The following is a 26,476-nucleotide window of genomic DNA, read 5'->3' as shown; positions in this document are numbered from 1 at the left end:
TTTTTGATCCGCTTTTTAATCAAAGGTTCTATTTGCACCGAACATTAAGGCAGGGATATCCGACTTTAAAGAATGTTGAAATTCCTGTAATCTGATGTCCGTCGGGCCGAACGCGGTATGAAGAAGTGTCCAATCGCTAGTAAGTTGTCCCGTGACCCGCGCGGGGAGATAGTATAAAAAGGTAAAATCGAATTTCCATTTATCTCTTTTATAGCCTAGGCCGACCGAAATTAAATCTTGGACCATGATTCCTGCCTGAAGAGCATTCGTGCCGTCGGATCGTAACACGGCGGTATTGTGGCGAGCGCCCGCTCGATAGACCCAAGAATCGGATTCGTATTCTCCGCCGATTCCCGCAGCCCAAGCGTCATGATAATCTAGATTCTGCGGAATCGTATTGGTATTTCCGAATGGAGAAGGATACCAAGAAGAAGCGAGTACTTGTTTATAGGTCGTTACGTAAGAGCTGTAATTATAATAAAGGAAGTCCATTCCGATACGAAACTTTTCCGTACCGTAAGAAACGCCGAGTCCGTGGCGTTCCGGAAGATAGAAAGCTGCCGAGACTCCCGTTCTTCCCGGATTTGCTCCGATCTGCATATCTCCATCTAGAGGAAGTTTTGCGGATGTTTGATAAGAATAGGCGGCCTTAATATTTTCGGTAAGCTGATAGGTCAGTCCGAAAATTCCACCGAGAGAAAATGCGTTTCTACTTCTATAGTAGAAACCCTGGCCGGGAAGTTCGACCGATCCGGTCGGATCATAGTATTTTTGATAGGCTATTTGATGCGAGTAAATACCTTCTATTCCCGCCCCGACCAATAGATTTCCGATTCTGTAAGAAAGAGCATGAGTATTCTTTACTACGTAAAATGTGCTCGAATAGGATTCCTTAATTCTTCTAGAATCGCCGATCGGACCCGAAATGTTTAGCCCGGACCAATTTTGGAAAGTTTGCCCGTTCGGGGTTGCGCGATTCAATTCGCTAACGTTTCCGTTCCCTCCACCGGGAACATAGACCCCGCCGCCGTACGTTAATTTCTCCGTAATAGGAATCCGGATCGCTATGTACGGTAGTGGCGCAAGTACATTATAATTTTGAGAATTCGTATAAGCTAAATTAGGATCGGGATCTTGGAGCTTATCGGTATATACCGAACGAATGTAAGGTAAAGAAACTCCGAATTCGAGTTCTTTTTTTGAAGAGAGTCCCAAATTGGCCGGATTCGTTCCGATGTCCATCGGTGAACCGCCTATTGCTAAATTTGTTCCTCCCATTCCGCCGTATCGAGCGTTATGGGAGGGTTGAAAGATCCCGACTGAAAGAAGATCCCGAGTAGTCAATATCGTACATAAGAATATTAGCGAAAAGAGGCGTTTTCTTCGAGTTTCGGGCGCAAGCATGAAACAAGGATTTCGTTCCGGTTTTTTTTACAAGTGCTTTCTTTTTAAAATCCGGATATTACAGTTGCCAATCCTGGAAAGCAAGAATCGGAGGTACTACGAATGGATACGAAGGAACTTAGAGCGCTGCGACAAGAAACGGATCCGATTGCAGATGAGATTATTAGAAAATATTTTAATGAATCCGCATTCGATCAACCGAAGACATTACTTTTTTTCGATTTTCTCGCTAAAAACTCCGATCCGATTCCCCCGGGGCTTCCGCCATACTTCGAAGAATATTTCGAAACTACCGAAGTGCTGCCGGACTGGACGGATCAGAATAAAATCCGGCAGGCTCAAGGCATATTTAGTCGCTTTGGAGGGCAGATTTTAATGATGCTCTGCGTTAAGTCTCTTCCAATGGCATATTCGTGCGGAGACGGCGCTCAGGTACTTCTGAAAACGGGCCGTCTAGTGGAACAAAATCGATCCCTTTCCAATGTAAATCGGCGATTAATGGAAACGACTCAATTTGTTATTTCCGTTCTGCAAGCCGATGGGTTAGGTCCTAATGGGCGAGGCATACGAGTTTCCCAGAAAGTTCGTTTGATACATGCTTCTATTCGATACTTTCTTTCTCAAAGTTCCGACTGGAACCCGGATTTAGGTAAACCCATAAATCAGGAGGATATGGCCGGAACTCTTCAATCATTTTCAAGCTTAGTAATAGAAGGCCTAGCCCAATCTAGTATTCTTTTAACGGACGAGGAGAAAGATTCTTATATCCATTTATGGAGAGTCGTGGGTCATTTGATCGGAGTAAAATTAGAGCTTTGCCCGGAAAGTTTTTCGGACGCCCATGCTCTGGGGGAATCGATTTTCCTAGACCAAAGAAAGTCATCCGAGGCGGGGAAGATTTTGACTCAATCCCTTATTGATTTTATGGAATATATGCTTCCGGGAAATCTTTTCGATAATCTTCCGCTTTACTTCATACAAACCTACATGGGGGAAGATACTTCTAAAGTGCTGGGGCTACCCTGGCCTCCTAAAGACTTGCTCGGGGGCTTCCTTGAAAGAATTTTCGTGGACGTTGATTTTCATTTGGATGAGGATAAAGGATTCGGAAAGCTCGTTTCCTTTTTCTCATCTAAACTTCTATTTTCTATGGATCATTTTTATTATGACGGAAAGCGAGCCCGTTTTTGGATTCCGCCATCGTTACGGGAAAATTGGGGGGTATGAGCGATGGAATTCCTAAACAAAATCTTCTCGGACCCGGACCTTTTTGGAAGATACACTCTAGCTGAAAATATTCTGCTCTTTCTCGGAGTCGTATTTTGGGCTTATATGTATCTCGTTTTAGTAATAGCGCCGTTTAAATCCCATTTCGTAGAAATGCCCGTTTTCATCGCATGCGGAAATATCATTTGGGAATTTCTTTGGGGTTATGTGATTCAAGAGCCGATGGGCGCCATTTTACTATGGGGCTATCGGCTCGCCTTCGTACTCGATGTCGTCATTTTCTATCATGTGATTCGATACGGTAAAAAGCAGTTGTCCTTTCCTATAAGCGACATAGGGTATCGATTCCTTCTCGCGTTTCTCGTAATTTCCTGGGGGACGTTAATTTATGCATTCCATAAGGGGGGATACGATTTATTTACCGGTTCAAATTCCGCGTATATTTTGAATTTATTTATTTCGGGCTTGTATCCTCTTTTGTTTATTAAGATGAAAAATCCGGCTCTCTTTTCGCATCCTGTTTCTTGGGCAAAATTGGTCGGAAACGCTTTTTTTACGGTTTTCTTGTTTCTTTACTTCCCGACGGAGTATTTCGTACTGATTTTAGGTGTGCTTTGTTTTATCGCCGATTCATATTATTTAATAAATTTCAAACGACTAAGTTAATGACGCATGGCTAAGGCGAAAACCGAAAAAATTCCCTATGAATTGGGGGAACAAATCCATGAGGATTCTTTCTCCGTTACCTACCGGGGGTTTTTCGGTTCCGCCCGAGATGCTAAAATCATTCGCGTCCAAAAAAGCGACGCTAAGGAAGCTTCCTCCTTCTATTTCGTAAACGAGTTTGAACTCGGAAAGTTAGTGTCCGACTCGGGAATTTTACGACCCGAAATGATGGTAGACGTTGCCGAAAGAATCTGTCTGGTTTATGAAAACATTTCTTTTGGCCTGCTGGAAAAGCGACTCACTGGAAATCCTAAAATCGAAGTAGCGGAATTTCTGGAGATGGCTTTGTCATTATCCGAAAACCTTTTTAAATTACATTCAGTCGGAATCGTCCATAATCAAGTTTCTCCTAAGGCCTTTTTTTATGACCCGGAATCCCGCGTCTCGAAACTAGCCTGGCTAGGGGGCGCCTCTCTTTTACTCTCGGATAAAGGAGGGTATGTTCCCCAACGCTACACCTTCGATCTACTTGCATACTGTTCCCCCGAAAATACCGGACGCTTAAATCGTGCAGTCGATTCCCGTTCCGATGCATATTCCTTGGGAGCGCTATTTTATCAGATTCTTGTGGGAGTTCCTCCGTTCAATTCCGATGATCCCTTAGAATTAATCCATTATCATATCGCTCGATCTCCGGTTTCTCTTACCAAATTACGGGACGATATCCCGAGAGCCGTCTCCGATGTCATAGACAAATTGCTCTCTAAAATGCCGGAGGAACGATACCGCTCTCTCGAAAGTTTGAATCATGATTTAAAGAATATTAAGGAATCTTTACGTTCGAGAAGAAAGCTTTCCGAATTTTTGCCCGGGATCTACGAACAGAGGACCGGGTTTCGCGATTCGGATCGGGTTTACGATAGGGAAAAGGAAAGAAAGACTATCGAAGCCGCTATAGTCGGAGTCACATCCGGTAAGCGGGGCGTTGTTGTTGTTCGAGGAAAATCCGGAACGGGAAAGACGACTTTGGTGGAGGATGCGATCTCCTATTTGGACATTTATTCGGTTCAATTGATTCGAGGAAAGTTCGAGGAGGATAAGCGAGGCATTCCCTATTTCGCATTTCGACAAATGATGGGGGACCTGCTTCGAACGATCCTGGAGCGTAAGGAAGAGGAAATAATACGTCTTCGAAATTATATTAAAGAAACGTTAGGTGAAAATTTCGAGATATTACTTCATTTTTTGCCCGACCTAGTGAACCTTCTAGGGGTTAATGACAAGACAAAGGACCGGAAAAAAGCCCGGGATGAAAAGACCTTATTCGCAGTAGTCCTTCGGTTTTTATGCCTGTGCTTTGATAAAAAGAATCCGGCCGTCATACTGATGGACGACGTTCAATGGGCGGATCCTGCATCGGTTTCCTTAATCGAGTTTATTCTACAAAGCGAAGAATGGGAAGGTTTGTTATTCGTCTTAGCCAGTCGTATCGAAGAAGGCGAGTTTGCCAGTTTAAAAGGAAAGGAACTTGCTTCGGGTTTGGAAGTCCGAGAAATCACGCTAGGCCCGTTGAGTCGGGAGAGCGTTCGTAAGTACGTTACGGATAGTTTGTATATAGACGCTAACGATGCCGATAAGTTAGTCGAGATATTAATATCCAAGACCGACGGTAATCCCTTATTTTTACATCAGTTCTTAAAGTCGCTATTTCAGGACTCCTGTTTGACGTTCAATCAGACTACGTCCCGTTACGTTCCGGAATGGGATCGGATTCTTCAACGAGGCGTCACAGAAAACGTGCTCGATCTTGTTTTCGAAAGGATTGCACGATTACCGGAAGAGACTGCGCTCGTATTGCGAGTGGGCGCATGCATCGGTGCGAAGTTTGATCTTAGAATATTATACGATTTTTTCAAGGATACGCCGGACTCGCTATCGCGCGGAATTCGGGAAAGCGTAAAGGAAGGTATTTTATTCTATCGCGAATCGGGAACGATGTTGTTTCCGGCTCTACAATATATTGCGCAGGGGAAAATCGAAGAATCGGGACTTCTCTCTTCGTTATCCGAAGTACAATTTCGCTTCTCTCACGACAGGATGAGTCAGGGAATTTCGGATGCCACCGAACCGATCGAGCGCGGTAAAATCCATAAGCGGCTCGCACGCATTCTGATTGAAAGAGAAAAAGAGTCGGGTAACGGGGCATTGGTTCTGGAGATAGCAAGCCATCTCGTACGATCCCAAGAATTGCGCGAAGATGAGGAAGGCAGCGAGGATTTCTTTCATTACACCGTGTTAGCAGGGAACGCGGCAAAAGCCGCCGCCGCATACGAATCGGCATATTCGATTTTCAGACTTATCTCATCGCTCTTAAGAAAAAACCATTGGCGTTCCGATAGAAAGACTTCGTTTAACATTATGAAATCTTTGGCGGAATCCGCCTATTATCTCTCTAAGAGGGAAGAGGCGGAGGAAATCGTTACCGAATTATTGGGAAAGGCCGAGAGTCCGATCGAGAAAGTCGACGTATACCTGATGCAGCTGGAGGTGATGAACGTTTTTAACGATCTTGAATCCGCATATAAAATCGGCGTCGATGCTTTGGAATGTCTCGGGATCCGGTTTCGAGGGAAGCCGGGAGTCGTAGGGCTTCTGTTCGAATTTTTAAAGATGATCGTTTACGGTAGAGGTAGGAGCCCCGAAAAACTCATCAATGCAAAAGAAAATAAGAATCCGCACAAAGTGGAGGCGGTTAACATTATCGTTAATTTACTCAATTATGGAAAGCATATGGACGCCACCGTTATGGCGTATCTATATTTAAAGCTTATCAACCTGACCCTTAAGGAAGGGAATTCTCCCCCCAGCTTTTTCGGATATGCAGGATTCGGTTCGGTAATCTTAGCCGGCACCGGAAACTTCGAGTTGTCCTTGCGTTATTGGAGACTGGCGGAAGGGATTTTGGAACGCTTCGAAGCGGATCATCTTTATGGAAGATATATTTTTGGTCGCACAATTCTATTGGATTATTTTAAGCACCCTTTTCGTGCGATCGTGGATTTTGCGGAAGAATCTTATCATAAATGTCTGCAGCACGGAGATTATTTGTGGGCGGGATACGCTCTTTTTTCTCAGAATATGTATCAACTTTATTCCGCGGAAAACTCCTATTCTTATAGGGAGAAGATTCGGGAAAATATCGAAAGAGGATCGAAACTCAATTACGATATTTTGAATATATTTTTATATACGTCCGAATCCTACGTGGACCGCATCGAAGGAAAGACGACGGAATCGATACGCTTTAAGGGATCGGTACTTAGCGATAAAAAATTCGAAGATTCGGTTCTTTCTCACGCCGGAAACGGTACCGCGAATTCATGGTATGCGACCCTTATCGGAACTTCCGCATATTTATCCAGAAATTATCGGGAAGCGGAGCGTATTTTAGATAAATATAAAGAAGATGTGGAAAAGTCCAGAATTCTATTTCTATATTCCGAATATAGATTTTATAAATCCCTATTATTGCTTAAATTTGCGGATTTAGGTCAAAAATTAAGGTTTTCCGAAAAACTTTTTCTACGGAATTCACGGTCGCTGTTCTCTCGATGGCAAAAAATTTATCCCGCTGCATTCAGCGCTTATGCTTCCGTATTAAAGGCCGAAATTGCCGAGTTATACGGTAAAGAAGAAGAGGCTAGCGTTTATTATGAATCTGCGATTAAGGAGGCAGAGTACGAGAGCAGCGACCTTCGGAAAGCCGTCGTCTTTGAACACGCCGCTCGCTGGAATATAAGAAAGGACCGTCTTTCATACGGAAAATTTCTTCTACAAAATGCGCTTAGACTTTACGGATATTGGGGAGCAAAATCTCTCGTAGATTCTTTAAAGGAAGAATTTGAAGAAGTACTTAGAGCTTCTTCCAGCGGCAAGCATTCGTTGGAAAGGGTATTATCCGATTCCATACTCGCCACTTCCCATAATCTTGATTTGCGGACGGTTTTGAAAGCTTCTCAAAGTATTTCGGGAGTGATTGAGTTGGGCGAACTTTTGCGACAATTGGTTCGCATGATCATGGAAAGCGCCGCGGCCACTAGAGGTTTTTTGGTGCTTCCGGACGGTAGAGAATTGTATTTGCGAGCGGGGTCCGACATCGAAGAGCAGGGGTTTCTACCGAAGCCGATGACGCTAGATGAAGCAGGCCATCTATTACCTACGGAAGTGGTTTACTACTGTTTTAGATCGGGACAACGAATTTTACTCGCAGACGCTTCAAAAGATCCTTTATACTCCGTCAACCCGTACGTAAGACGAAGCAAACCCAAATCGCTATTATGCATGCCGATTACGAAACAAGGTAGAATTCTTTGCGTTCTTTATTTGGAGAATCGTCTGACATCCGGAATTTTCGATCAGCATAGATTGGAAATTTTGGAAATTCTTTCGGCGCAAGCCGCAATTTCTTTGGAGAACGCGAAACTTTACGAAGATATCACGTCCATGAATTCCGAATTGGAACAGAAAGTCGCCGAGAGAACGGATGAATTGGCAAGATCCTTGGAAATTATTCGGAAGGATATGCTATATTCCAAGAGGATTCAAAGGAGTATTCTGCCGGAACATTTTACGATACCGGGTTTACGTTACTCGGTCAACTATCTACCTATGGACGAGGTCGGCGGGGACTTTTACGACTTATCGGTAGTAAAGGACGGCAAATACAGATTCTTCCTGGCGGACGCGACCGGACATGGAGTCCAAGCGGCTTTGATTACGATGGCAATCAAGGGAGAATACGAAAATCTTAAATTCAAATTCGACGACCCCGGGGAAGTATTATCAGAATTAAATAATGCGATTCTAACTAAATACAAAACTCTGTATTTTACGGCGACATTGACGGACTTAGATTTGAATGAGATGAAGCTGAAATACGCGTCTGCAGGACACCTTTCTCAATATTTGCTGCGCGACGGAGAAACGAAGGATCTCCCTAAAACAGGGGCGATATTAGGGTTTGTAAAAGATTATCCTTATAAAAATAGCGAATTCAATATCCAGTCCGGAGATAGGCTTTATTTATTCTCCGACGGAATTTTCGAACAATTCGATTCGGATAAAATCGAGTACGGCGAGGAACGGTTCTTAAATTCGGTGCTATCTACGGTACAATTCGATCCAGATCGGCAGGCGGAGAAAATCATCGCCGGAGTATATGAATTTCTTCGTGAGACTCCGGTGCAGGACGATATTACGCTTATCATTCTGAATATCGAGTAGCGATTTAAACTCGATAATTTAAAACGTAAAACCGATTCTGGCCGCGAAGCGTGAAAAATCTTACGGACGGGCTATCGAAAAGTTGTTAGGTTTCTTTGTCATATTCTACATTCTCATCACGCTGCTTGTAGGAGCGATCTCTTCAAGATTTGTGAGAAATTCCAAGGATTATGTTTTAGCGGGTCGACGACTACCTCTCTTTCTTGCATCTTCGGCATTATTTGCAACCTGGTTCGGTTCCGAAACTTTGATGGGAGCATCTTCAAAATTTGTGGACGGCGGGGTTCTTGCCGTCATCGAAGATCCTTTTGGCGCGGCGCTCTGCCTTTCGTTAGTGGGATTATTTTTTGCCCGACCTTTATACAGAATGAACATCCTTACGTTCGGAGATTTGTATCGGAATCGGTTCGGGAAGAAAATCGAATTTCTTTCGGCATTGTTCATGATTCCCTCTTATTTCGGATGGATAGCGGCCCAGCTAGTCGCGATGGGGATCGTCATCAATTCTTTGTTCGGTTTCGAAATGTATGTTGGAATCCTGCTCGCATCGATCGTGGTACTAATCTACACGTACGTAGGAGGAATGTGGGCTATCTCGATCACCGATTTTGTACAAACAATTTTGATCGTGGTCGGGCTAGCGGTGCTAGTTTGGGATTTAAAGGAGAAAGCCGGCGGCTTTAATACCGTTCTTTCGAATTCGCAGCCCGGCTTTTTCAATTTCTTTCCACCGCTCGAATTGAAAGCGGTTTTAGCTTATATTGCCGCATGGATTACCATAGGATTAGGGTCTATTCCGCAACAGGATATTTTTCAAAGAGTCATGTCATCCAAATCCGAGAAGGTTGCAGTCTACAGTTCCTATTTAGGAGCGCTCATGTATTTAACCGTAGCTTTTCTGCCGCTTTTGGCCGGATACTTCGCGAGAAAAGTTTACCCGGATATTGCGGCAGGCGATAGTCAAATGATTCTTCCGCAAGTTGTGTTGATCCATTCGTCTCTTTTGATTCAAATTCTTTTTTTCGGTGCATTACTCTCCGCTATTCTGAGTACCGCCTCCGGAGCTATTCTCGCTCCGGCAACCGTCTTAGGCGAGAATTTGATTCGTCCTCTTCTTAAAAACCCCGGAGAAGCTAGATTATTAAGAATATTACGATTTTCTGTATTATCGGTCACCGTGATATCGACGGCAATGGCTTTGAGCCAGACGAACATTTATCAACTTGTCGCCGATTCTTCTTCGATCAGTTTGGTTTCATTATTTGTTCCGCTTGTCTCCGCTCTTTTTTGGAAACGTTCGACGGCAACGGGTTCGATTTTTGCGATGTTTTGGGGTACTTCCGCTTGGATCGGTTGTAAATATTGGGGACCGGATTGGCTTCCGGCTTCATTGCTCGGATTGGCAATCAGCTTTATTGGCCAATTAATCGGAAATTTTTTCCCGATTGCAAGATTGGAAAAAAGGGAATCGATTCAAGCCGATATCCTGTTACGCCCGGCCGACTTGGATTCATAAAGTTTTTCGTCCGCGACTCGTAGAAAATCTTCGACGGACTGATTCGGTTCCCGCATCGAAACTCCGATACTCACCGTCACGTTCCATGGAATTCCGTCGAACGTTTCGTTTTCTATCCTTTTGCGGATTCTCTCGGCCACAAAGAGAGCTCCATCTTTTGCGGTATTCGTAAGAATTATACAGAATTCTTCGCCGCCATACCGGGCAGCTATATCACAATCTCTAACTAAACCGAATAATAAGCCGCCGATTCTTGCCAGTAATCGATCTCCGACTTGGTGTCCGAACGAATCGTTTGTCTTTTTAAAATGATCTAAATCTAATAATAAAGCGGAGACGGGAAAATCGTATCTATTTGCGGCGGAAACCATAGTTTGCAGGGCTTCCATGAGATGACGACGGTTGTATAGACCTGTGAGTTGATCCTTATGAGAAAGTTCTCGAAGATTCCGATTCGATTCTTCAAGTTCAAGCTGCAGAAAGTTCCCTTTCAATCTTGTCCGTTCGACTACGATCGAAGAAAAAAGGCTACCGATGGAAAAAGCGATGATAGGGGCCAATGTGCTAAAATCGATTTCTTCATTTAGCATCAGATGATAGCCGAACAAAAACCAAGTAAAGTTGACCGCTATGATTGCGATGTAAGTGGCGAGACTAGTCCGGATAAAAAGAGGTAAAGTCAACAAACCGAAGCAATAGGCGGAATAATCCTTGATATGCGCCAAATCTATCAGAGTGAGAGTAGTCGTCATGAATGTGGCGATAAAACCGTAGGAATTAGTTAGAAACCGTATGATGCTAGAATTTGACGTTAGAGTTAAGAGCAGATACCAGACGAAAGAAATAATTGCCACTCCGGTAAACGAGGCGATATATAAAAGCTGGATAATACTTCCTTCGGGCAATCCGGGCGAAATCACGTTTTGAACAATTAAAAGGAGTGATATCAGAATGGAAGAGACGCAGAGTACTCTAACCGTCTTCCCGTTATCTAATGCGCGAATTTCCCGAATTTGAGAAGACTTTGCCCGTAGAAAATCTTCGGTGATGTAATCCCAGAGTTTCATATCCAATTAGTTTCATAGACGGAATAATGAAACGGATCATACGGTCTTTAGCGCATAACGATGCTAATTCATACTTTTTTTCATAATGAAAGTTGCGGATAGATCGGAAAGAAATTGAACTTTCTCCTCGTCGTAAGCCGTTTTGCTTTTTGTCAAACGTTCTTAAAACCCGCGAAATCTTTCGGCGGCTTGCTTCTCCAAGGATTCGCGGTGATTCGGATGCGCGATTCTGATTAGCTCGTCCGCTCTCTGTCTCAAGTTTTTTCCGTAAAGATCGGCAACTCCGTACTCGGTCACTATGTAATGAACATGAGCGCGCGTGGTCGTAACGCTCGCCCCCGGTTTTAACATTGTGACTATTCTGGACTCGCCTTTGGAAGTGGAAGAAGGCAAAGCAACAATCGGCTTTCCCCCCTCCGAAAGGGAAGCCCCCCGGATAAAATCCATTTGTCCGCCCACGCCTGAAAACTGCCTGGTCCCGATCGAGTCGGCGCAAATTTGTCCGGTTAAGTCGACTTCAATTGCGGAATTGATAGCCGTAACTTTCGGGTTTTTACGAATTACCGACGTATCGTTTACGTATCCGATATCTAATAAAACCACTTCAGGGTTATCGTCGATAAAATCGTAGAGTTTTCTCGTCCCCATTACGAACCCGGAAACGATTTTACCCGGGTGAGTTTTCTTTCGGGTACCGTTTACAACGCCACTTTCAATCAAAGATATGGCTCCATCTGAAAACATTTCAGTATGAATTCCTAAATTTTTGTGATTTGTTAAGAAAGTCAAAACGGCATTCGGAATTGCGCCTATGCCCATCTGTAGAGTCGCACCGTCTTCCACCAATCCGGCGATGTATCTGCCTATATTCGTTTCCACTTCGTCCGGAATAGTTGCAGGCGCTTCTAATAGCGGGGTGTCGCCTTGGACAAACGCGTCGATTTTACTTATATGCAAAATCCCGTCCCCATGCGTTCGCGGCATGTTGCGATTTACCTGAGCAATAACTTTCTTAGCGGTATCGACTGCGGCCTTTGCGATATCGACGGAAACTCCTAAAGAACAAAATCCGTGTTTGTCCGGAGGGGAGACTGAAATTAGTGCGACATCAATAGGAAGAATTCCCCTTCGAAATAGAGCCGGGCATTCGCTTAAGAAAACGGGCACATAGTCGGCGCGTCCTTCTTCTACTGCTTTTCGCATGTTCGGGCCCACAAAAAGAGCATTGGTTCTAAAGCTCGCTTCGTTCCCAGGCATCGCATACGGAACGGGACCCTCCGTATGGATGTGGACGATTTCCACATCCTTAAGCTCGTTAGCTCTTTTCGACATTGCCTCGATCAAGAGAGGTGGAGCGGCAAATACGCTGTGAATAAAGACGCGATTGTAAGATTGGATTAATGAAACTGCTTGGTCTGCTGTGGTAAATTTTACATTCATATTGTGGAAAGGGGCGACTAGACTAAATTCTAACTTTCCGATCACACAGCAAAGTATATTCTAAAAAAAGGATTTTTTATCCGGCGAAACTGTCAGAAAGCAAAATTTTCTCCCTTTCTTTTTTACGTTCTAAAGCGTGGTAGTATATGGAGTCAACCTCTACCGTCGCCCGTCCGAAAGCAGCTCTTAGCGAACCGTTTTTGATCTTCCTTTTAGCCAGCATTCAGTTCACTCATATCATGGATTTCATGATTATGTTTCCGCTGCAGGATTATTTTTTAAAACAATTCGGAATTGATACGGCGGTATTTTCGTTTGTTCTCGCATCTTATTCTTATGCCGCCGCGGCTGCCGCATTATTGGGGGCTAATTTCATCGATCGGTTTAATCGAAAATCTGCCGCAATATTTCTATACACCGGTTTCATTTTCGGAACGATTCTTTGTGCGATCGCTGACTCTTTTTATTTCCTTTTAACAGCGAGAATCATCGCGGGAACTTTCGGCGGAATGATAGGCGGAATTGTTCTTTCAATCATCGGCGATGTCTTCCCGATCGAAAGACGGGGACGGGCGATGGGTGCAGTAATGGGTGCATTCTCGGTCGCTTCCGTTGCCGGGGTTCCAATCGGACTTTGGATCGCTCATAGATTTTCGTGGAACTACAGTTTCGGGTTCGTGGTCTCCTTGAGTCTGCCGATTTTATTAAGCGCAATTTTTTATTTACCGAGCATTCCATCAAAGCAGGCAAAAGCCCGAGCTTTGGATTTCTCACAACTGTATGCCGTTTTATCCGATAGAAATCACATTAAAGCGATTGTCTTTTTCATGTCGGTCATTTTAGGCGGGTTCGTGGTAGTCACTTCGATTGCGGTGTATATGGAAAGAAACGTAGGCTTTTCAAAACAAGACGTTCAGTTGATATATTTGATCGGGGGCCTTTGCACCTTTTTCTCTTCGCGATTTATCGGAATAATGGCGGACAAATACGGGAAACATAAAGTTTTTCTAAATATGGTTCTCATAGCGATTGTTCCGATTATTGTGCTCACTCATTTGCCCAAAGTTCCTTTGCCCGTGGCGCTTCTGGTGACTACCAGTTTTATGGTTTTAGTATCGGGCCGGATCATTCCTGCTATGGCTTTAATGACGTCGGCTGTTCGCCCTGAATTGCGCGGAAGTTTTATGTCGGTAAGTTCCGGCTTACAAAGCATCGCAACAGGGTTGGGTGCAACGATTGCAGGATTTGTTTTGATCACTCTTCCCGACGGCTCGTTCGCAAGGTTTGATATCGTCGGTTATTTGGCAGTTGGTTTCAATTTAATCGGCCTGTATCTTTCTCGTAAGGTTAAGATCGTTTCCTAAAATCTTACCGACCTCGTACCAACTTGTCGGGAATTTCGTAAAAAATTTCGGACATTTCTTGACTTTTTTATGAGACAGAATACGTTCTGGCTACACGTAAAAGGAGGTGGTTTAGTTGAGTAGCGATAGTTGCAGCAAGAAAATGACCTGTGAGGTGGCTGAGCAATAGCCCAAGCCGCTTGCAAAGGCCCTCTGGGACCTATTGCAATACCATCAGACCACTGGCCTTTCTGAGCTCTAGAAATTGGTCACTTCTAGGCATTTGAGAATTCGTTTTGAAATCGAAAGATGCAGACGCTCAGGAGGTTTTAGTTCCTCTTATTCAGTTCCAAAATATTCAATTTTGCTAATTTTTCTTTCGGGACGCGATAAATTTTTTCACGATTGCTCTTCTAACGGATTTTGAAAGGTGTCATAGTTCCTACATTTCGAGAACCATTTCTTTCCGGCCCCTCCGTTTTTCCTACCACGCAACGAATATCCATTCCGCTTAACACTGGAAGATTTCGGAACACTAGTATTCTGCCTTGAAATTTACTCGCAGAGAAGAAAACTGGCGAACGGATCTTCGAGAATGAAGCGTGCTTTAATTTTATCAGGCGGCGGGGCTCGGGGAGCATATCAAGCGGGCGTCCTGAAATATTTAGAAGAAATTCGATTCAAGCCGGATATCGTTTGCGGCACCTCTGTAGGAGCTATTACAGCTACGGCAATGGGATGCGGTTTAAACGCCAAACAGATCATCGATCTATGGAAATCAATTGAAGTCCAAAAGGTGATGAAATATTCCATTTGGAACGATTTCGTAGATCTTATTTTTAGGCGATTCTCTCCGCTCGCGGATACCACCCCTCTCAAATATCTTTTATATTCGCACCTGGATTTCAGGAATCTTCGCAAAAGTCCAATTCAAGTCATTATTACCGCCGTTAATATTTTAACAGCCGAACTTGTTTTTTTTCGTAACAAAGATATTGATATCGAACATGTGATGGCGTCTTCCGCTATCCCGCTTATATTTCCTTGGCAATATGTGGACGGAAAACCGCATTGGGACGGAGGAATTATGGCAAATACTCCGATATTACCTGCGGTAGAGCGCGGAGCAACGGATATCGTTGTAGTGTTGCTTTCGCCCGTCGGAGGAGTTAATATGCCGTTGCCCCGAAGCAGGAGAGACGGCCTAGAAAGGGTGTTCGAATTATCGTTGATCGGTTCCTTTCAAACTGTCATGTCGAATCTGCAGTATGAGAAAAAGAAGCGCAGAAGAGGGAAGAGGGGCTTCTTCCAAGAGTCGGTTTTTTCTTTTGCCGAAAAGGAAGAAATTAGAATTCGAGTCATTGGTCCGAGAACTTCCTTAGGGTTCGGAAGTATTTTAAATTTCTCACAAGTTCAAGCTGATTACTTAATTAGCCGCGGTTATGAAGACGCTAAAGTCCAATTCGGGGAAGATTAGGAAAACATGTTAGAATTAAGCGCTCAAAACGGAAATTTTTACGATTCCGAAGGTTTCCTACTTCAATTGAGAGGAGTGAATCTATCCGGAAGTTCGAAAGTTCCGTTTCGTCCGGACGGAACTACGCATTTCGATCAAACCCTTACTTTTTACGATCATAGAAATGTATCCTTCGTCGGGAGGCCGTTAGAGGAAGCGCAAGCGAAAGAGCATTTGGATCGTCTCAAGAAATGGGGTTTTAATTTTTTACGATTCTTAGTTACTTGGGAAGCGATAGAACACAAAGGTCCGGGCAAATACGATCTTGCTTATTTAGACTATGTGGAACGGATGGTCGCTTTAGCCGAGAAAAAAGGCTTTTATATTTTCATCGATCCGCACCAAGACGTTTGGTCTAGATTTACGGGCGGGGATGGTGCGCCCGGTTGGACGCTGGAAGAAATCGGAATGGATATCGGTAAAATTCGAGATTCGGATACCGCAATCGTTCATCATCACCAAGGCAGAAATTATGAACGCATGTCATGGCCGCTCAATTATCAAAAATATGCGTGTGCAACGATGTTTACCCTTTTTTTCGGCGGGAAAACATTTGCTCCGCATTTGATGATTCGCGGAAAAAACGTACAGGATTTTCTTCAGGATCATTATTTTGAATCGATCTGCAAACTTGCGAAGAAATTAGTAAAATATAAAAATGTAATAGGATTTGATTCCCTGAACGAGCCGTCCCCGGGATGGATCGGAAAGAGAAATCTTGGAGAATTTTCGGGATTTGGGTTCGGGAAGGTTGTCGCCACGTCGCCGTTCCAGGAGATGTTTCTTTCTGAAGGTAGATCTTTAAACGCAAATATTTCATATATGCTCGGATTTGCAGGAATCAATGTCAGAAAAACGAAATTAAATTCTCATAGAATTCCCCTTTGGAAGAAAGGAAATCGATGTGTATGGCATGATCACGGGGTTTGGGATTACGACCCGAACGGAGCTCCGATGCTTCTTAAATCCGATTATTTTTACAAGTATCGGGGAAGAAAGGTGGAGTTTTTTCCCGAGTATATGACTCCTTTTATAAAGCAGTTCAAGAAGAGAATTCAATCGGTTCAAAAAAGATTTTTTATTTTTATAGAGAGCGATCCTACACGTTTGGAAATGGAATGGAAAGAGGACAGCAAAGGAGGTGAAAGCGGTGTTGTGAATGCGACTCACTGGTATGATGCTTCCATATTAATGTTTAAACGCTTCCTCCCTTGGTTCGGGATTCACATTTTTAAACAAAAACCGGTATTCGGCAAAAAGAACGTTCAAAGCGCCTATGAAGATACCGTAAAAATGATTAAAGAGATGTCTTTGAAAAAGATGGGCAATTGCCCGACCGTAATCGGTGAGACCGGGATTCCTATGGATCTTAACGGAAGAACGGCTTTTTTAAATCAGGATTACAAACCCTTAGAATCGGCCATGGATCGCATGCTGATTCCGTTAGAAAAGCAATTTGTGCATTATACTTTATGGAATTATACTCCTGACAATACTCATAGTTTGGGCGATCGCTGGAATGAGGAGGATTTATCCCTGTTCTCCCTCGACACCCCTCACGACATCGATAAAGATGGGGGGAGAGCCGTCCGAGCGTTTTCAAGACCGTATCCGATTCGGACCAAAGGAATTCCGGAAGCTATCCACTTTGATATGGAAAAATCTTTGTTTAAATATTCTTTCCGTAAAGACGGAGAAGAATTGCCCGGAACTGAAATTTTCTTACCGGATATTCACTATAAAAAAGGATTCGAAGTTTTAGTGAACGCCGGAACGTTTAAATTCGACTCCAAGAGTAGGCTTCTATCATTCAAGGGAGAAAAAGGGATTTCTCATTACGGTATAACCGTTCTGCCTTCCAAAAAATAACTTTCCAGAAGGAAGGGAGGCGGTAAAATGGCGAAGTTTAAACTACTTAAAAGAACCAAAAGCAGAGGTTTTACATGAAAAAACTATCCTTCGTTATTTTCCCCGCGCTTGTCCTCGCAGTACTTGTTTCCTGTGGTGGCCCGAAGGTTAGCCAAGCGGAATGCGAACCCGTAGTGAACGACTTATTCAAGAATCTTACAGAAGGTAAATCTACTGAAGAAATCGAGAAATTAAATTCACTTCGTCCGTCTCTTGCCCCTATGTTGCTTAAGGAATGTATGTCGGGTAAATATGAATTGAGTTGTCTTAAGTCAGCGAAGGATATCCAAGCTCTCGCAGTCTGTAAGAAATAAGTTTTATTTCAAATACCCGGGACACTATAAGGGTCCCGGGTATTTTATCTCTTTCGTATATACCTCTAATCTTCTTCCAAAAGAAAAAATCCCTTTTCTTCCGTATAACAACCGTGTTCCCTGTAAGGTCCTGAGGGGAAAAAATGAATTCGCTGAGCATATCGAACTCCATTTCGAACGCATTTTAAACAGATATCCCAACGGATTGCCCAGTCGCATTCTTCTTTCCTGAAAGCCGGTAGAACTCTTAATAGCGGCTTAGATTCCGGCGTTTCTCTCGGAAAGATATTAGCGGGGGAGGAACCGACTTGCTCAACGGCTAAGAAAAGAATTGCGATAAGCGGCAGGCCGAATTTTGCGTTTAAGAAATTCATCGATTCGCTTCGTATACAATATCGGTCATTTTATTCGAAACCTCTTTTTCTTGGTGGATTTTCTTACGCCGGAATCATAGAGTTTTTTTGAAGAGAAAGGTTTCTTCTTCAGGTTCCAAAGGATCCATGTTAAAGACGAGAAAAATCCGGATGATATTTATGCAAAGATTTCTATCTTATTATATTCTGCTTATCGTTTCCATTCTTCCTTCGAGTCTCTCCGCTTTCGACCATAAGCATACCGTCTGGGATACCCTATTGAAGAAACATGTGAGGTCAGGGCTTGTTGATTATGTCGCATTTAAAAAAGACATTGCGTCGTTCGATTCCTATCTAAAGAATCTAAGCTCGGTAACTTCGGCAGAATATTCTAAATTCAATGAATCGGAAAAACTTACTTTCCTAATAAATGCGTACAACGCATTTACCGTAAAACTGATCTTAGATCATTTTCCCGTAAAAAGTATTAAAGAGATCGGGAGCCTACTTTCCAGTCCTTGGAAACAGGAATTCTTTGAGCTGCTTGGAGAGCGTAGGAACTTAGACTGGATCGAACACGGAAAGCTTAGAAAGGATTTTAAGGAACCCCGGATCCATATCGCGATCAATTGCGCCTCTTTGGGGTGCCCTCCGCTTTTGAACGAATCATTCAAGTCGATCTATATCAAAGACCAATTGAACAAGATTTCCAAGGCTTTCTTGCAGGATCCTAGTAGGAACTATTACGATTCAGCTCAGAAAACTCTATATCTCTGCAAAATCTTTGATTGGTTCAAAGAGGATTTCACTCGGGACGGGGGCAGCCTGATCGATTTTTACAATAAAAATAGCGGTTCCACAATTCCATCCGGGACTTCTATCAAATTTAAAGATTATGATTGGAGCCTGAATAAAATTCCTTAGGCGATTTTTTTTAGAAAAACTTCCTCTTTGTGGAAAAACCTTTTTCCTTAGGTGTTAAAAAAATTGGACGAATAAGAAACACTGGAGGTGGAAGGGATCGGAAAAAGGAGCAGACGCTCGTTCGGGTCGGAAATGACTTGAATTAGGTTTTCCTGCTAGGATTATTGCTGAATGGAGTCCCGGAAAGATTTTATGGAAACCCTTTATAGGGAATCCAGCGGGAGAATTTTTGATTTCCTATATAAATATACCGGAAATCCGGAGATTGCTTCCGACTTAATGCAGGATACTTTCCTCAACTTCTTTAAGAAATACGCTGATTCTGATCTTAATCGGGAACAATCCCTTAAACTTCTCTATACAATAGCTAGAAATCGTTCGATTAACCATGCAAAGAAATTTTCCACTGTTCGGGAAGCCGGAACGGAGGATATGGGAGTCTTTCAGGAAGAAGGTCCGACATTTGTTCGTAAAGCGGAACTTTCGGACTTGGAAGCAAGGCTCAAGGATTGCCTGGGTGCACTTCAAGAGGACGAAAGATATGCAATCGTATTGAAGAATATTGAAAATTATACGTTAACAGATATTGCCGAAGTAATGGGGATTTCCGTTGCTACCGCTTCGCGCCTGGTTGTTCGGGCTACCGGGAAGCTTTTAGAAATCGCAAAGGAACGCCAGATCATTCCCGGAGCATAAGAGCGCAAGATATTAGAAAGAAAGAGTTGGAGAGAATGGACGAAGAGTTGGAAAAAAGAATAAGGGAAGCGATTGAAGGTGGATCGAATGATTTAACTCCGTCGATCGACAGATTGAATTCTCTTATCGCCAAATCTTGGGTAGACCAACCTTTATCAAATTCTTCCTTCGAAGAAATTTATAAGAAAGCCTCATCGACAAGCGTAAAAATGTTTAGACATAAAGCTTGGTATTTTCTTGCAGCAGCCGTTATTCTAATTACTCCTTTACTTTTTCTTCTTAGAACGGGAAAAGCTTTCAAACAGACGACCTCCGGTTCTTCGATTCTCGTACTCCATTTAAACGGTAAAGTTTATCTTTCGGCAGCCGGTTCAAAGGATCGGTTAGCACTTAATGAAGGTGAGAATGTTGGAAAGGGGCAGGTTCTTTCTACGGACCGCAATTCTACCCTCTCACTTTCAGTCGCAAAAGGTGAAGCGATGCTTTTAGAGTCTGAAACTGACTTAGAAGTAGTGGACGACCAAAAGAGAACTTTTCGATTACACTCCGGAAAACTTCTCACACACATTCACAAAAATCTTAAAAAAGAGGATTTTAAAATTCTCACTTCGAACGGGGTTGTTGAAGTTCGGGGTACGAAATTTTCAGTAACGGAAAGTGCAGAATTCGGAACGCAGGTTTCGGTATTAGAGGGCCGGGTCGCCGCTATCCGAGGTAACGAAGCGGATAAGGGGGAGCAGGTGTTGGAACCGGGCCAGAGGATTCGTCTAAATTCCAGAGGCTTCCAGAGATCGTTTCTAACCTCTTCCGAGTTGACTGAGCTAAGCAACGAATTTACCCGGCTAACGGTAGAAGAGATCCCTCGAGACACTACAAAATCGTTTTCGACGAAAGACGAACTTTTTAAGGAATACCAGAGATTTGAGAGAGTGGTTTTGACTGATAAATCTTCGTTAGAAGGAGTCATCATCGATATGGATGGCGATTTCCTATATCTTCAAACGCTCCAAAAGGAAATTCGGATCCCGAGAGATAGTGTTCAGGAAGTGATTCAAGTTCGGTAAATAAGAAATATTTTTGACACAGGGTAATTTCTCCGGGAAGCTACCTAAGAAGGGAATTGCAATGCCGGAAGAAACCCCTAATCCATCTCATAAACCCTCTAGATATAAAAGACACCTTGTCAATTATCTGATAGATAAGGATTTTCAATTACGATTCTTTCTAAACTTTTCGCTGCTCTTTCTTTTGGGGCTATTTCTGACCTTAGGGTTTCTCTTTTGGACGCATTCCACGAAGTATGATAAAGGCGTCGTTTTTCGACTCCGAGAGGATACAGTCAAAGTCTATCAAAAAGGGTTTGAGTTCGTGAATGGCGAGGAGAAGGAAAAATTTGTCGAACGAGACATCGCTCTCCCTGATTACGATCATAGTTTAGATATGTTCACGATTCAGTTTAGAGGGATCCTTTTATTTTCACTTTTATATCTATTTCTCTCAGCGATCTTTGTGATTGTATATTCGCATAAAATGGCCGGACCGATTTATAATATTAAAAAGAATTTAAGATCATTATTAGACGGGGAGCCGGTCGAAAGAATAAGGTTACGCCATGGGGATGAATTTCAGGAATTGGCGGATTTATTGAATAAACTGATCGATGAAAAAATGCATGGTAAAAAGTGACGAATGACCCGGCAGTTGGTCTTACAGATCGGTTTTCTTTAAATGTTCTTTATTTTTTCGTTTTACGATTAGCTCTCCGAAAGATAGAACCTATTCCGCGCAGGTTCAAGAAAACACAGTGATCAGTCCTATCATTCCGACACAAACTACTCACGTCTTTTATTTAAAGGACTCTCGCAAAATGAAAGTCCTGAAGGATCTGAGCGTAAATTTAATCTTAACTTCACCGCCTTACCCAATGGTACAAATGTGGGACGATCTTTTTAAGCAATGGGATGTTAAAATAAAAAAATTACTTTCGGAAAGTAAAGCGAGCGAAGCCTTCGAGAGGATGCATTTACAACTCGATGCAGTTTGGAAAGAGAGTTTCCGAGTGTTAAAGGAAGGTGGGATTCTTGTTATTAATATTGGCGACGCGACACGCAGCTTTAAGCAAGAATTTCAGTTATTTTCAAACCATTCTCGAATTCTTCAATCCTGCCTTAAATTGGGCTTTACCTGTCTTCCGGATATTCTATGGCGAAAACAAACCAATTCACCGACTAAATTTATGGGATCAGGGATGTTTCCAGTCGGCGCTTACGTCACTTACGAACATGAATATATTTTAATCTTCAGAAAAGGTAGCAAAAGAATATTCTCAAAAACTGAATTAGAACTCCGACGAGAAAGCGCTTTTTTCTGGGAAGAAAGGAATAAATGGTTTTCCGATATCTGGGAAATTAAAGGTGAAAAACAGATTATGAAAGGTGTAGGAGCAACTACACGAAACAGAACGGCCGCTTTCCCACTCGAATTCGCGTATAGATTAGTGAATATGCTATCGATAAAAGGGGATTTAGTTTTAGATCCGTTTGTAGGGACTGGAACAACTTCTTTAGCAGCGATATTGGCTGCACGAAATAGTATCGGGTTTGATGTCGATTCTGGGGTATTGGAGATTGGGAAGTTGAGGATTGAGGATTCCATAAAAATATCCGCTGAGATATTAAGTCGGAGATGGCGTGAGCACGCGGATTTCATTTCTAGGCGTTTTCAGGAAGGAAAAAATGCGATTCACATCAATGAAAATTATAATGTAGGTGTGGTGACTGCCCAAGAGCGAAATTTTAAATGGGAAAGTGTGCATTCGGTCCATCGTAAAAGTCATTTATCCTACACGGTAAATCACGTCCCTTTCGAACCCCAAAAGGCAAAAAATTGTTGAGTTAAATCTTCATAGGCTACAATATTTTTTAAAAAATATAACTTAAAGTTTACTTCTCTTTGTACGAGTTTACTTGCAATGGGCAGAAGGTAATCTATATGAAAGTTCATGCTGTTGGTCAGCAAATAATTACGAGTTTCTGTCTAGGACTATCTATGGCAATTTTGCCGATCGAATCGGCCGAAGAAATTGCCGTGGTCCTTTTTGTTACTGGAGACGCTTTTTATGTTCAGAATGGCAAAAAGAGCGAAGTGAAAAAGAATACAATTCTTAAAAAGCAAGATCAAATTGAAACGATAAACGGTAAGGTCGATCTTCAGATCGGATCAAATTCGGTTATCAGGATATCGCCATATACCAAAATTCAAATTTCGGAACTTTCATCGTCGGCGAAAGAAAATAAGTCAACTATCGACCTTATTTCCGGTAAGGTTTTTGCGAAAGTGGATAAAAACTCGAAAAAAGAAAACTTTGTAATTACATCGGCTTCGTATACTGCAGGCGTTCGAGGTACCCAATTTGTTATTGGGGAAGAATCAGAGCAGAAACGTGCAAGTAATCCCGATCACGAAGATTCAAATATTCCAAACGGCATTTTTGTAAAAGAAGGAGAAGTAGGCGTTTCGACTGATTCCAATAACACGACGTCCGTCCGTTCTGACGAAGAGATTGTCTTTTCTCCTACAGGTTTATTGAAACAACCATTGCAAGATTTTATGAAGGAAAAGATGAAGATTATGGACGAGTTTCGTAGAATGAAGGAAGAAAATTATAAAATTCTTAGGGATCAGATTTTTAAGAACCAAGAATTATTGCATAATGCTAATACGAAGGCGAATCAGGAGTAGAAAAATCCCCGCTCAAAGATCTGGAATTTTTTTTTTGCGCAAGCGAGTAAAAATGATACAAGTTTACTATTATGCATTCAATAGCTACATTTCGGGGCGAACAAAGACAAACAGTCACGATACGCCGTCATAACACCCCATCTACAGTTTTAATCCCCGCGCGAATATGGGAAAAAGTTTGGTTGAGCTGGAACGGAAACTTTTCTGAATATCTTGCGCACTTGCTATTTAAATACAAATTGTCTCTGCACCTTCACGAGGGTCTTTGTAAAAATCGCCTCCGAGTTACGTTTCAAGATCGGGGACTTAATTTGATTCGTTATAGTTACCGGCCATTTGAAGAAGATTATCAAGAATTGAAAACCTTATCGCTTGCTCACGGAGTTTCTATTAATTTCCTCATCGTATATTTAATTGAAATGGATCAAAATTCCATTTGGCAGAAGATAATATCTCTATTTTGGAAAGGTAAAATGCCGCCACGACCGGGAATTTCCATTTTTTATCGAGAGATCGACCACTCTCTTAAACAGATATCGCTAACCTGCCTACTCGAACCGACCGTGTTCTATTTGGCGAGAGGAGCAATTTCCTGGTCGATTCTTTGAATTCCTCACTTTGATCGCATTTTTCCAACTAAGCGCAGTTTTTAGCTTGAATAAATCAAGATATCTTGATATCAGGAAAAGGTGGGTAAAACCAGAGAGATGTTTGATTTGCAAAGTTTGAATACTTCGCCATTAACCGAAAAGGGTTTAGTAGATTTTCCGGTTCAACCTGATTTCCAGTATAGCGCAAATTCGCCATCTAAAGAAATCCTCGCTGCCTTAAAAGCGGTTTCAGATGAAACTAGAATTAGGCTTTTGCTGATTTTGTCAATCGCACCCCTTAACGTCCAGGAAGTGACCGAAGTTTTGGCGATGGGCCAATCCAGAGTTTCCCGTCATTTGAAAATATTAGCGGATGCGGGATTCCTCGATTTTCAGCGGGAAGGCTCATGGGTTTATTACAAAGTCAAAGATCCGACAGTCGAGAATAATTTTCAAATTCGAATTTTCAATATCCTAATGTCTCATGAAAGAGACCTGCCTTACTCAGTAAGGGATATTGAAAAAGCAAAAGAAATACTAAAGCAAAGGGATCTTAAGACCACTCGTTATTTTGATTTTGTCGCAAAGGATTGGGAAAATTTGCAGCAGGATGTCTTAGATCCTCTGCTTTATAGAAAGAAAATTCTCCAGCTTTTACCCGATTCGTTATGTAGGACCTTTGACTTAGGTTGTGGACCCGGCGGGTTAATTCCTTATCTTCTAACTAAGAGTCAGGAGGTTATAGGTATTGATTCCTCCGAAAGTATGATTCGAGAAGCAAGCCTGACTTTTCTGAATAATCCAAAAGTAAACTTCATTGCGGCAGATCTTGAAATGCTACCCAGGGAGTTAGCGAAGTCCTCCGATGCTGTAGTAGCTTCGATGGTGTTACATCATATTTCTAATCCGCCTAAAGCAATGAAAGAAGTACATCGAGTTCTTAAGGATGGCGGAACCTTTCTTATCGTAGATCTTAAAAAACATAATCAAGAGTTTATGCGCGATAATTTTGCAGATCTATGGTTGGGTTTTGAGCCGGAGCTTTTAAGTGATTGGTTAGAAGATTCGGGTTTTATAGTTGAGTCCGTGCAAGAAATTGAATCTCAGAAATACTTCAAAGTATTAATTATTAAAGCTAAGAAAAAAGGAGGACTTTAATGTCCACTGCAGCGCAAGAAAAAGGTTTAGACTATAAGGTTAAGGATATCTCGCTCGCCGATTGGGGCCGCCAAGAGATTATTCTAGCAGAAAAAGAAATGCCTGGCCTAATGGCATTACGTCAAGAATATAAAGGGAAACAACCGCTGAAAGGAACCCGTATTGCAGGCTCTCTGCACATGACGATTCAGACGGCAGTTCTCATTGAAACTCTGACAGAATTAGGAGCACAGGTTCGGTGGTCATCGTGTAATATTTTTTCTACACAAGATCATGCTGCAGCTGCGATTGCAAAATCAGGTGTTCCAGTGTTTGCTTGGAAGGGAGAAACCGAAGAAGAATATTGGTGGTGTGTTGAGCAGACTCTATTCTTTGAAAACGGAGCGGGCCCAAATATGATTCTCGATGATGGCGGCGATCTAACCATGTATATACATGAAAAGTATCCAAAACTTCTTGAAAACATCAAAGGGGTTTCCGAAGAAACGACTACAGGCGTGAAAGGGCTCGAGAAACTTTTAAAGAAAGGTGAATTAAAAATTCCTGCAATCAATGTTAACGATTCTGTGACTAAATCAAAGTTTGATAATCTTTATGGATGCAGAGAATCTCTTGCAGACGGAATCAAAAGAGCAACCGATATCATGCTTGCAGGTAAGGTTGCTTTGGTTTGTGGTTATGGAGATGTGGGTAAAGGATCCGCTGCTTCTTTAAGAAACTTCGGAGCGCGCGTAATTGTGACTGAAATCGATCCAATTTGTGCGCTACAAGCTGTAATGGAAGGATATCAAGTTCTTCGTGTAGAAGATGTAATTGAGGCGGTTGATATTGTAGTAACTTCGACAGGCAATGATGATATCATCACTCTCGAGCATATGAAGGCAATGAAAGACGGTTCAATTCTCTGTAATATTGGCCACTTCGATACTGAAATTCAAATGGCGCGCCTAAATTCTGAAAAAGGCGTTACCAAATTGGAAATCAAGCCGCAGGTCGATAAATATACGTTTCCTAACGGAAAAGCGATCATTGTTCTAGCGGAAGGACGCTTAGTGAATCTTGGATGCGCAACTGGACACCCATCTTTTGTAATGTCCTGCTCATTCACGAATCAAGTATTGGCCCAAATCGAACTGTGGAATAACAAGTATGAAATAGGCGTATATCGTCTACCCAAGAAATTGGACGAGAAAGTTGCCGCTTTGCATTTGGAACAGTTAGGTGTTCGTCTTACGACGTTGAACGCGAAACAAGCGGAATACATAGGCGTGCCAATCGAAGGACCATATAAACCAGAACATTACCGGTATTAATCGGTAAAGATACGAAA

The 26,476-nt window shown here is 42.5% G+C and carries 21 protein-coding genes; 17 read left to right on the top strand and 4 right to left on the bottom strand.

The genetic code is table 11. From position 1 onward, the window contains the following. Positions 1-15: 15 nt before the first annotated feature. Complete coding sequence (locus LEP1GSC058_RS18710) at positions 16-1,404, bottom strand: OmpP1/FadL family transporter (protein WP_016551100.1); 1,389 nt, start codon at positions 1,402-1,404, stop codon at positions 16-18. 102 nt (positions 1,405-1,506) lie between these two features. Between LEP1GSC058_RS18710 and LEP1GSC058_RS18705 the strand changes: the two genes are divergently transcribed. The 4 genes from LEP1GSC058_RS18705 to LEP1GSC058_RS18690 all read left to right on the top strand — a co-directional run bounded on the left by LEP1GSC058_RS18705 (position 1,507) and on the right by LEP1GSC058_RS18690 (position 10,096). Next, positions 1,507-2,631, top strand: a complete 1,125-nt coding sequence (locus LEP1GSC058_RS18705) for an oxygenase MpaB family protein (protein ID WP_016551220.1) — start codon at positions 1,507-1,509, stop codon at positions 2,629-2,631. 3 nt (positions 2,632-2,634) lie between these two features. Then, complete coding sequence (locus LEP1GSC058_RS18700) at positions 2,635-3,297, top strand: transmembrane-type terpene cyclase (RefSeq protein WP_016551282.1); 663 nt, start codon at positions 2,635-2,637, stop codon at positions 3,295-3,297. 6 nt (positions 3,298-3,303) lie between these two features. Beyond that, a complete protein-coding gene (locus LEP1GSC058_RS18695) occupies positions 3,304-8,580 on the top strand; it encodes a trifunctional serine/threonine-protein kinase/ATP-binding protein/SpoIIE family protein phosphatase (RefSeq protein WP_016551221.1) in 5,277 nt (1,758 codons plus the stop codon). Between the two features lie 82 nt (positions 8,581-8,662). After that, positions 8,663-10,096: a sodium:solute symporter family protein gene (locus tag LEP1GSC058_RS18690; RefSeq protein WP_016551193.1), complete on the top strand. Its 1,434-nt coding sequence runs from the start codon at positions 8,663-8,665 to the stop codon at positions 10,094-10,096. Here the strand turns inward: LEP1GSC058_RS18690 and LEP1GSC058_RS18685 are convergent. Both LEP1GSC058_RS18685 and LEP1GSC058_RS18680 read right to left on the bottom strand, forming a co-directional pair. Next, complete coding sequence (locus LEP1GSC058_RS18685; protein WP_016551101.1) at positions 10,054-11,163, bottom strand: GGDEF domain-containing protein; 1,110 nt, start codon at positions 11,161-11,163, stop codon at positions 10,054-10,056. The two genes, LEP1GSC058_RS18690 and LEP1GSC058_RS18685, sit on opposite strands and share 43 nt — an antisense overlap. Positions 11,164-11,325: 162 nt before the next feature. Beyond that, on the bottom strand, positions 11,326-12,603 hold the full coding sequence (locus LEP1GSC058_RS18680) for an acetyl-CoA hydrolase/transferase family protein (RefSeq protein ID WP_039948820.1): 1,278 nt from the start codon (positions 12,601-12,603) through the stop codon (positions 11,326-11,328). A gap of 146 nt (positions 12,604-12,749) precedes the next feature. Between LEP1GSC058_RS18680 and LEP1GSC058_RS18675 the strand changes: the two genes are divergently transcribed. From LEP1GSC058_RS18675 to LEP1GSC058_RS18660, 4 genes are all read left to right on the top strand, one after another. Further along, on the top strand, positions 12,750-13,967 hold the full coding sequence (locus LEP1GSC058_RS18675; protein WP_016551362.1) for an MFS transporter: 1,218 nt from the start codon (positions 12,750-12,752) through the stop codon (positions 13,965-13,967). A 574-nt stretch (positions 13,968-14,541) separates the two neighbouring features. Further along, positions 14,542-15,423 carry a patatin-like phospholipase family protein gene (locus tag LEP1GSC058_RS18670; RefSeq protein ID WP_016551222.1) on the top strand — a complete coding sequence of 294 codons (882 nt, stop codon included), beginning with the start codon at positions 14,542-14,544 and terminating at the stop codon, positions 15,421-15,423. Between the two features lie 6 nt (positions 15,424-15,429). After that, on the top strand, positions 15,430-17,331 hold the full coding sequence (locus tag LEP1GSC058_RS18665) for a glycoside hydrolase family 5 protein (RefSeq protein ID WP_016551335.1): 1,902 nt from the start codon (positions 15,430-15,432) through the stop codon (positions 17,329-17,331). 74 nt (positions 17,332-17,405) lie between these two features. Continuing rightward, the gene (locus LEP1GSC058_RS18660) at positions 17,406-17,684 is read left to right on the top strand and encodes a TIGR04454 family lipoprotein (RefSeq protein WP_010409878.1); all 279 of its coding nucleotides are present in this window, start codon (positions 17,406-17,408) and stop codon (positions 17,682-17,684) included. Between the two features lie 65 nt (positions 17,685-17,749). On the opposite strand, the gene LEP1GSC058_RS18655 is transcribed toward LEP1GSC058_RS18660, so the two are convergent. Next, positions 17,750-18,058: a hypothetical protein gene (locus LEP1GSC058_RS18655; protein ID WP_016551102.1), complete on the bottom strand. Its 309-nt coding sequence runs from the start codon at positions 18,056-18,058 to the stop codon at positions 17,750-17,752. 150 nt (positions 18,059-18,208) lie between these two features. Between LEP1GSC058_RS18655 and LEP1GSC058_RS18650 the strand changes: the two genes are divergently transcribed. The 9 genes from LEP1GSC058_RS18650 to ahcY all read left to right on the top strand — a co-directional run bounded on the left by LEP1GSC058_RS18650 (position 18,209) and on the right by ahcY (position 26,459). Then, positions 18,209-18,961: a DUF547 domain-containing protein gene (locus LEP1GSC058_RS18650; protein WP_156860736.1), complete on the top strand. Its 753-nt coding sequence runs from the start codon at positions 18,209-18,211 to the stop codon at positions 18,959-18,961. Positions 18,962-19,132: 171 nt separating this feature from the next. Continuing rightward, positions 19,133-19,657, top strand: a complete 525-nt coding sequence (locus LEP1GSC058_RS18645; protein ID WP_016551121.1) for an RNA polymerase sigma factor — start codon at positions 19,133-19,135, stop codon at positions 19,655-19,657. Positions 19,658-19,692: 35 nt separating this feature from the next. Further along, positions 19,693-20,721, top strand: a complete 1,029-nt coding sequence (locus tag LEP1GSC058_RS18640; RefSeq protein ID WP_016551367.1) for a FecR family protein — start codon at positions 19,693-19,695, stop codon at positions 20,719-20,721. Between the two features lie 61 nt (positions 20,722-20,782). Beyond that, entirely contained in the window at positions 20,783-21,343 is a 561-nt protein-coding gene (locus LEP1GSC058_RS18635) for a hypothetical protein (RefSeq protein WP_016551291.1), read from the top strand. A 181-nt stretch (positions 21,344-21,524) separates the two neighbouring features. Continuing rightward, positions 21,525-22,550, top strand: a complete 1,026-nt coding sequence (locus tag LEP1GSC058_RS18630; RefSeq protein WP_016551217.1) for a DNA-methyltransferase — start codon at positions 21,525-21,527, stop codon at positions 22,548-22,550. A 98-nt stretch (positions 22,551-22,648) separates the two neighbouring features. Beyond that, positions 22,649-23,398, top strand: a complete 750-nt coding sequence (locus tag LEP1GSC058_RS18625) for a FecR family protein (RefSeq protein WP_039948818.1) — start codon at positions 22,649-22,651, stop codon at positions 23,396-23,398. A 71-nt stretch (positions 23,399-23,469) separates the two neighbouring features. Beyond that, entirely contained in the window at positions 23,470-24,006 is a 537-nt protein-coding gene (locus LEP1GSC058_RS18620) for a DUF1564 family protein (protein ID WP_084680437.1), read from the top strand. A gap of 99 nt (positions 24,007-24,105) precedes the next feature. Continuing rightward, positions 24,106-25,146: an ArsR/SmtB family transcription factor gene (locus tag LEP1GSC058_RS18615; RefSeq protein ID WP_039948816.1), complete on the top strand. Its 1,041-nt coding sequence runs from the start codon at positions 24,106-24,108 to the stop codon at positions 25,144-25,146. Further along, positions 25,146-26,459 (top strand): adenosylhomocysteinase, encoded by a 1,314-nt coding sequence (gene ahcY / locus LEP1GSC058_RS18610; protein WP_016551225.1) that lies wholly within the window; start codon positions 25,146-25,148, stop codon positions 26,457-26,459. Before LEP1GSC058_RS18615 ends, ahcY begins: the two co-directional genes overlap by 1 nt. Positions 26,460-26,476: the final 17 nt, after the last annotated feature.

This window comes from Leptospira fainei serovar Hurstbridge str. BUT 6, assembly GCF_000306235.2.
Classification (GTDB): domain Bacteria; phylum Spirochaetota; class Leptospiria; order Leptospirales; family Leptospiraceae; genus Leptospira_B; species Leptospira_B fainei.
This window is presented reverse-complemented; position numbering and strand designations above follow the sequence as displayed.

Bases quoted from the DNA above. Each gene is read 5' to 3' on its own strand.
- LEP1GSC058_RS18700 (WP_016551282.1), top strand. From the start codon at position 2,635: ATGGAATTCCTAAACAAAATCTTCTCGGACCCGGACCTTTTTGGAAGA.
- LEP1GSC058_RS18635 (WP_016551291.1), top strand. From the start codon at position 20,783: ATGCCGGAAGAAACCCCTAATCCATCTCATAAACCCTCTAGATATAAA.
- LEP1GSC058_RS18675 (WP_016551362.1), top strand. From the start codon at position 12,750: ATGGAGTCAACCTCTACCGTCGCCCGTCCGAAAGCAGCTCTTAGCGAA.
- LEP1GSC058_RS18685 (WP_016551101.1), bottom strand. From the start codon at position 11,163: ATGAAACTCTGGGATTACATCACCGAAGATTTTCTACGGGCAAAGTCT.
- LEP1GSC058_RS18680 (WP_039948820.1), bottom strand. From the start codon at position 12,603: ATGAATGTAAAATTTACCACAGCAGACCAAGCAGTTTCATTAATCCAA.
- LEP1GSC058_RS18615 (WP_039948816.1), top strand. From the start codon at position 24,106: ATGTTTGATTTGCAAAGTTTGAATACTTCGCCATTAACCGAAAAGGGT.
- LEP1GSC058_RS18645 (WP_016551121.1), top strand. From the start codon at position 19,133: ATGGAGTCCCGGAAAGATTTTATGGAAACCCTTTATAGGGAATCCAGC.
- LEP1GSC058_RS18695 (WP_016551221.1), top strand. From the start codon at position 3,304: ATGGCTAAGGCGAAAACCGAAAAAATTCCCTATGAATTGGGGGAACAA.
- LEP1GSC058_RS18660 (WP_010409878.1), top strand. From the start codon at position 17,406: ATGAAAAAACTATCCTTCGTTATTTTCCCCGCGCTTGTCCTCGCAGTA.
- LEP1GSC058_RS18665 (WP_016551335.1), top strand. From the start codon at position 15,430: ATGTTAGAATTAAGCGCTCAAAACGGAAATTTTTACGATTCCGAAGGT.
- LEP1GSC058_RS18710 (WP_016551100.1), bottom strand. From the start codon at position 1,404: ATGCTTGCGCCCGAAACTCGAAGAAAACGCCTCTTTTCGCTAATATTC.
- LEP1GSC058_RS18650 (WP_156860736.1), top strand. From the start codon at position 18,209: ATGATATTTATGCAAAGATTTCTATCTTATTATATTCTGCTTATCGTT.
- LEP1GSC058_RS18670 (WP_016551222.1), top strand. From the start codon at position 14,542: ATGAAGCGTGCTTTAATTTTATCAGGCGGCGGGGCTCGGGGAGCATAT.
- LEP1GSC058_RS18630 (WP_016551217.1), top strand. From the start codon at position 21,525: ATGAAAGTCCTGAAGGATCTGAGCGTAAATTTAATCTTAACTTCACCG.
- LEP1GSC058_RS18625 (WP_039948818.1), top strand. From the start codon at position 22,649: ATGAAAGTTCATGCTGTTGGTCAGCAAATAATTACGAGTTTCTGTCTA.
- LEP1GSC058_RS18655 (WP_016551102.1), bottom strand. From the start codon at position 18,058: ATGAATTTCTTAAACGCAAAATTCGGCCTGCCGCTTATCGCAATTCTT.
- LEP1GSC058_RS18620 (WP_084680437.1), top strand. From the start codon at position 23,470: ATGCATTCAATAGCTACATTTCGGGGCGAACAAAGACAAACAGTCACG.
- LEP1GSC058_RS18705 (WP_016551220.1), top strand. From the start codon at position 1,507: ATGGATACGAAGGAACTTAGAGCGCTGCGACAAGAAACGGATCCGATT.
- LEP1GSC058_RS18640 (WP_016551367.1), top strand. From the start codon at position 19,693: ATGGACGAAGAGTTGGAAAAAAGAATAAGGGAAGCGATTGAAGGTGGA.
- ahcY (WP_016551225.1), top strand. From the start codon at position 25,146: ATGTCCACTGCAGCGCAAGAAAAAGGTTTAGACTATAAGGTTAAGGAT.